This is a genomic window from Deltaproteobacteria bacterium (genome assembly GCA_016208165.1).
Classification (GTDB): domain Bacteria; phylum Desulfobacterota; class Desulfarculia; order JACQYL01; family JACQYL01; genus JACQYL01.
In genome coordinates, this window is sequence record JACQYL010000012.1 from 1 (window position 1) to 5,027 (window position 5,027).

Annotated in this window: 6 protein-coding genes; 1 reads left to right on the plus strand and 5 read right to left on the minus strand. The window is 58.5% G+C overall.

Annotation, left to right across the window (positions count from 1 at the left end; translation table 11 throughout):
• The coding region (locus HY788_02275; GenBank protein MBI4773002.1) for a HAMP domain-containing histidine kinase at window positions 1–1,121 on the plus strand (1,121 nt) is incomplete at its 5' end.
• A 215-nt stretch (window positions 1,122–1,336) separates the two neighbouring features.
• Here the strand turns inward: HY788_02275 and HY788_02280 are convergent.
• The 5 genes from HY788_02280 to HY788_02300 all read right to left on the minus strand — a co-directional run.
• Window positions 1,337–2,158 carry a hypothetical protein gene (locus HY788_02280; protein MBI4773003.1) on the minus strand — a complete coding sequence of 274 codons (822 nt, stop codon included), beginning with the start codon at window positions 2,156–2,158 and terminating at the stop codon, window positions 1,337–1,339.
• Window positions 2,155–2,910: a HEAT repeat domain-containing protein gene (locus HY788_02285; protein MBI4773004.1), complete on the minus strand. Its 756-nt coding sequence runs from the start codon at window positions 2,908–2,910 to the stop codon at window positions 2,155–2,157. Before HY788_02285 ends, HY788_02280 begins: the two co-directional genes overlap by 4 nt.
• A 308-nt stretch (window positions 2,911–3,218) precedes the next feature.
• Window positions 3,219–3,509: a MoaD family protein gene (locus tag HY788_02290; GenBank protein ID MBI4773005.1), complete on the minus strand. Its 291-nt coding sequence runs from the start codon at window positions 3,507–3,509 to the stop codon at window positions 3,219–3,221.
• A 38-nt stretch (window positions 3,510–3,547) separates the two neighbouring features.
• Complete coding sequence (locus HY788_02295) at window positions 3,548–4,330, minus strand: AAA family ATPase (protein MBI4773006.1); 783 nt, start codon at window positions 4,328–4,330, stop codon at window positions 3,548–3,550.
• Window positions 4,331–4,598: 268 nt separating this feature from the next.
• Window positions 4,599–5,027, minus strand: a 429-nt coding sequence (locus HY788_02300) for a 2-hydroxyglutaryl-CoA dehydratase (GenBank protein ID MBI4773007.1), incomplete at its 5' end; no start/stop codon positions are given.

The window sequence follows — 5,027 nt, forward strand, 5'->3', positions numbered from 1 at the left end:
CGAGCCGGATCGTAGCACAATCCTTTCAAGGCGAGCCGCCCGATACGGGCGGGTTCGACAAGCGGGAGACCGGAACGGGGTCGAGCGGGCTGTTGATGGATCACCGAATGCGCAGGGGAGTGCGGGCGTACGTCACCGTCCCTCTCGACACCGCCACGGGGCAGAGCGTTTTGCTCCACGCCTTGTTTTCCGAACGAGAACGGGCGCGATCGAGAGTTGCGTTCGGCCTGGGTCTCGCTATCATCGGGCTCATCGTCGCACTGCTCGTCATACCCGTGTCACGCCTCATCACCAAGCCCGTGAACCGGCTGAGAAGCTCGGCGCTGCGCATCGCAGACGGAGACCTCGACCATCGCGTCGACCTCAGAAGCAGGGACGAAATCGGCGAATTGGGGCAGGCCTTCAACCACATGGCGGATAAGTTGTGGGGCCTGATCCAAAGCGGCAAAAAGCTCACGGCTCATGTTTCGCACGAACTGAGAAGTCCTTTGGCCAGAATCCGTGTGGCGGAAGAGCTGATTCGGGACAAGATCGAGCAGCAGGCCTACGACAGCTGCGAACCGTATTTAGACAGCATCAGGGAAGAAATCGGCGAGCTGGATCGATTGATCGGACGCATCCTCGAACTGTCCAAACTGGATCTCGAAGACGACCGGCGCGCCAGGCAACGGCTGGATCTGACAGCCATACTCAAAGAAGTGCTATCGCGCTTCGCACCGGCCTTTCGTCAAAAAAGTCTGCGAATCGCCTCGGATCTCCCGCAAAGCGCCTCGATATTCGGTCAAAGAGACGACCTTCTGTCGGCGTTTTCCAACCTCTTTGACAACGCCGCCAAATTCACGCCCGAGGAAGGTGATTTCAACGTCAAAATCCAAGTGGAAACCGCGGGTATCCATATCACTCTGACCAACACCAGCGAGGCCCTGCCCGAAGAGGAGCTGACTCGCATCTTCGATCCCTTTTATCGTATTGTCGAATCCGATATCCCAGGGTCGGGACTGGGGCTGTCCATCACCCGAAGGATCATCGAGAAGCACGGCGGCCGCATACAAGCGTTTAATTCAGCGGAAGGATTCAAGATAGAGATCATTCTACCTCTGGGGGGCGGCGCCCCGGGGTAGGGGCGTACTGCAATACGCCCCTACCGAGTCCATTTCCCTCGCGGTTTGCGTCGAAGGCGCGTGCATGGGTCTATGTTTTTTGTCGCGGACCTGAACAGTTGCGGCGCGAAAGCGACGCAAGCCTCTCAGAGGATTTTGGAAGGGGTCTGGGGAAACCTTTTGCAAAAGGTTTCCCCAGATTATCCATGAGATCAATCAGATATACGGCTCCCGAATCAGAACGTGCGGACCGTGTCGATGAAGCAACCGCCCGAGCCCTCCCCCCGGCCCGACTTTTCTCCTCCGGATATCGGCACGTCCACCTCGACCTCGACCGTGGTATTCTGCAAAAACTGTGTGTAGGGGAAAAAGATATGTTTTTTGCCGTCGTTTTCCCTTCCGCAGCAAAAATCCAGCGGATGACTGAACTTCGAGAACTGCACGTTATTCGCAAACGTATTCACCCCGAGCCAGTCGAGGAACAGGGTGGATGAGCAGTTGTAAGTCTGGGTATAGGTCTTGCCGCCGTCGCCTCCATCGTAGAAATCCACGGGGGTGATGCGGTAATCCACTTTCTCGTACACAAACTCGACCAGGCCTACGCAGGTGAAATCGCCCGATCCGGGACCCGTCTGCCGGTGAAAGGTGAGATCGTAGTTTTTTCCCACCTGTTCCTTGGCGATCAGCAGGATCTGGTCTTTGCGCTCCTGAGGCCAGACGGCGGGATCATTGTACGTCACCGGAACCTTGGCTCCCAGAACTTGATACCCATCCGCCAGTTCTTCCTCGGACAGGAATCGGACGGCGTCCACCTCCTCGATTCCGGTCTGCACCGCGTGGATGACCCGGTTATCTCCGATGTAGAGGCCCGCATGGCCGGAACCCAGATCCTCGATCACGAGCTGCAGAGCCGAGCACGGCAATTCGAGCACGTCCCGGGCTCCGTATAACGTGCCCCCGGATCCGGTATGGTAGAGGATGGCTCCCTTCTCGAGCCCGAAGGAGGTTCCCGCCGGCAGCAACATAAGCATCGCAACCAAAAGAACCGATTTTTTCATGGCGCCACCCTCTCCGCCGCCTTGCGCACCAGGACGGACGAGTCCTTGAGCGCCGCTTTCAGCGCCTCGATGGTGGCGGGACTCAGCGATTTGAACATGCTCAGAGACAGAACCGCATTGTACCGAACCAGAGGCTCGGGGTCCTTGACCAAGGTACGCGTCAGCGCTTCCTGGGCCGCAGGATCCTCGAGCCGGCCCAACGATTGAACCGTCTCCGCCCGCACCATGCGATCCTTTTCCACGTCCAGGTGCGCGGTCAACACGGATACGGCATTGGAGCCTTTCAGTTCCCCGAGGGCCTGTACGGCTTTGAACCGGATCATGGGGTTCGGGCTTGCCAACGCTCCGGAAAGCAGATCGAGGGACTCGACGGCATGCATGTCCCCGAAGTGAAGCAGGATCGTGTACAAGAGATTCTCGCCCGAGCCGGGATCATTGTACACGTTTTCAAAGGCCGCCAGGATCTCGGCCCTGGGCTCGCCCAGGCGCGCCAAGGCCCTCGCAGCGAAAGACCGTACGCCTTCGTCCTCGGAGACGTTACTCAGGATGCTCAGTAACGGCGCCGCAGCGCCCTCATCGCCGGACGATCCCAACGCATCGATGGCCACCAGACGGTCTCGCAGGTTCGCTGAAGGATCCTGAGCCCGGGACAGGAGTTCGGATAGATCGCCGGCCGGCACGGGCCATGGCGAGAAGAACAGGCTCAAGGATCCGGCTATGATGAAGACTAGGAACGCACTCGTACGCTGCATGATGGTTCTCCGTTGTTGGAGGTTATGGAAACGATTTCGGTCCTGGCGCGTGTTGAATGGAGACTCGAATGGAAACGGGCTTGCATCTCAAGTCACATGAAGTTTGTTGGGTTCAAAGAGAATGGCAAGGGCCTTCCTGTAACAGAGATTATAGTACCTGAGACGCCTCTGTTTCAATGGCGCAGGTGATATTTACCGTACATTCCTCGAGGCCGACCGCGAACTGCCGGCGGGACTGGGACGGCGGGCCGGGCGAACACAACTGAAAACGTCATCGCTTTCGATTGAGGAACTCTGATAGCCGGCGACTATCCGCCGGCCACGGGCGGGAAAACGGCCAGCAAGTCACCGTTTCGGAGGGGGGTGTCGAGGCCGTGAAGAAGATGCCGGTAGTGCCTTCCATTGACCAGGATCGGGTTTTCCGGTCTGGGGTCCCCGGTTTCCGGATCGAACATCACCCGGCGGAATTCAGGACCGCAGCGCAGGCACAGTTCGTCCAACGCCTGCCTTATGGTCGGTTCGGGCAAATCGAGATCGATTTCCCCGCCTCGGCCCATGACGCCTTTTACGGACAGAAACCCTTTTACCCGGATCTTCATGATCGAACCTTCCGTCCCTCCGCCGATCGCTTTCGATCTCACGAAATCATGCCGAGTTTTTTCAGGATGTTCCTCACCGCAACCACGCTCGGAGCATCGTCCGGCAATTCGAAGGTTGGGCGGCCCGTAAGATCGTATTGGGCCACCCGTTCGTCCACGGGAATCACTCCCAGGAGGTCCAGATCCATATCCCGGGCCATGTTCACCAGGCCCTCCGCGTTGTTCGCCACCCGATTGATAATCAGGCCCGTGCGATAGTCGCCTTCGACACCGTAATCCCGGGCGATTTTCTTCAAATAGGCGGCCGTGCGGAGGCCTTTGACGGTAGCGTCCGAAACCATGATCAGCGTATGCACGGAATTGATGACCCTCCGGTTGATCTGTTCGATACCGGCTTCGCAATCGATGAGGGTCACTTGGTACTTTTTAGCCAGCGCATCGATACCGAATTTCAACAGCTCGTTGAGACCGCAATAACAGCCCGGTCCTTCGGCCTGTCCGAGAACGAGCAGATCCATAAAGTCCAGGTCCAGCACCACTTCATCGGCGATGACGTCCCGGATATGCGTGTCCCCGATTTCCCTTCTTTCCCTGGGATCCTCGATGAGCCGGGTTCTCAGGCTTCCCAATGTCTTTCGCGGCTCCGCCCCCAAGGCATAGGTCAGGCTCACCGGGGGATCCGCGTCCACGGCCAGCAATCCGGTTCCTGCGGAACAGAGAATCTTGGCCATGATGGCCACTATGGTGGTCTTTCCCGTGCCGCCTTTTCCGCCTACGGCCAACACCTCGGTCCCGGCCCGCGCCGAAGCATCCATGCTCATGCTTCCCCCCATATATGATTGGATTTATGAGGGAAACTTTGAAAATCCCGCGGGACGCGGGACTCATATTCCCTTTAAACTTTCTAAGCGTGGCCGCACCGCTTTCAGCGGAACGGCCGCAGGTCGCTCAATACCAGTGGAGCGTTGACACCCCCACCCCGAGCTTACTGTCAATCCCTACGGGCGGGATGGGCGATACGCGAAGCGTAGCGATCATCCCGCCCCGCATGTGGGGGTCCGGGGGAGGCCGTCGAAGACCCTCCCGCCTTTACCTGCTGCGCTCCCGCTCGAGACGTTCCTTAGCAAAGAGAGCGGCTCCGAGGGCCCCCACAATTTGGGGATCCACACCATCCAGTTCGAGAATGTCCATGCCCAACACTTCCCTGAGGCTGTGCACCACGCCGGCATTCTTGGCAACACCCCCGGTCATGGCCACTTTCTTCCTCAATCCGACTTTCTTGGTCATTTTGCTGATGCGTTCGGCCATGGCCCGATTGATGCCCGCCGCCACATCAGCCTTGTCTTTGCCGTCGTTGAGCATGCACATGACGTCGAACTGGGCCAGCACGGTGCAGGTCTTGGTCACGCTTATGGGAGACGCCGCTTCGAACGATAGGGGGCCCAGCTCTTCAAGCTCCACCCCCAGGACTTTGGCCATGCCCTCAAGAAACCTGCCGGTTCCGGCGGCGCATTTGTC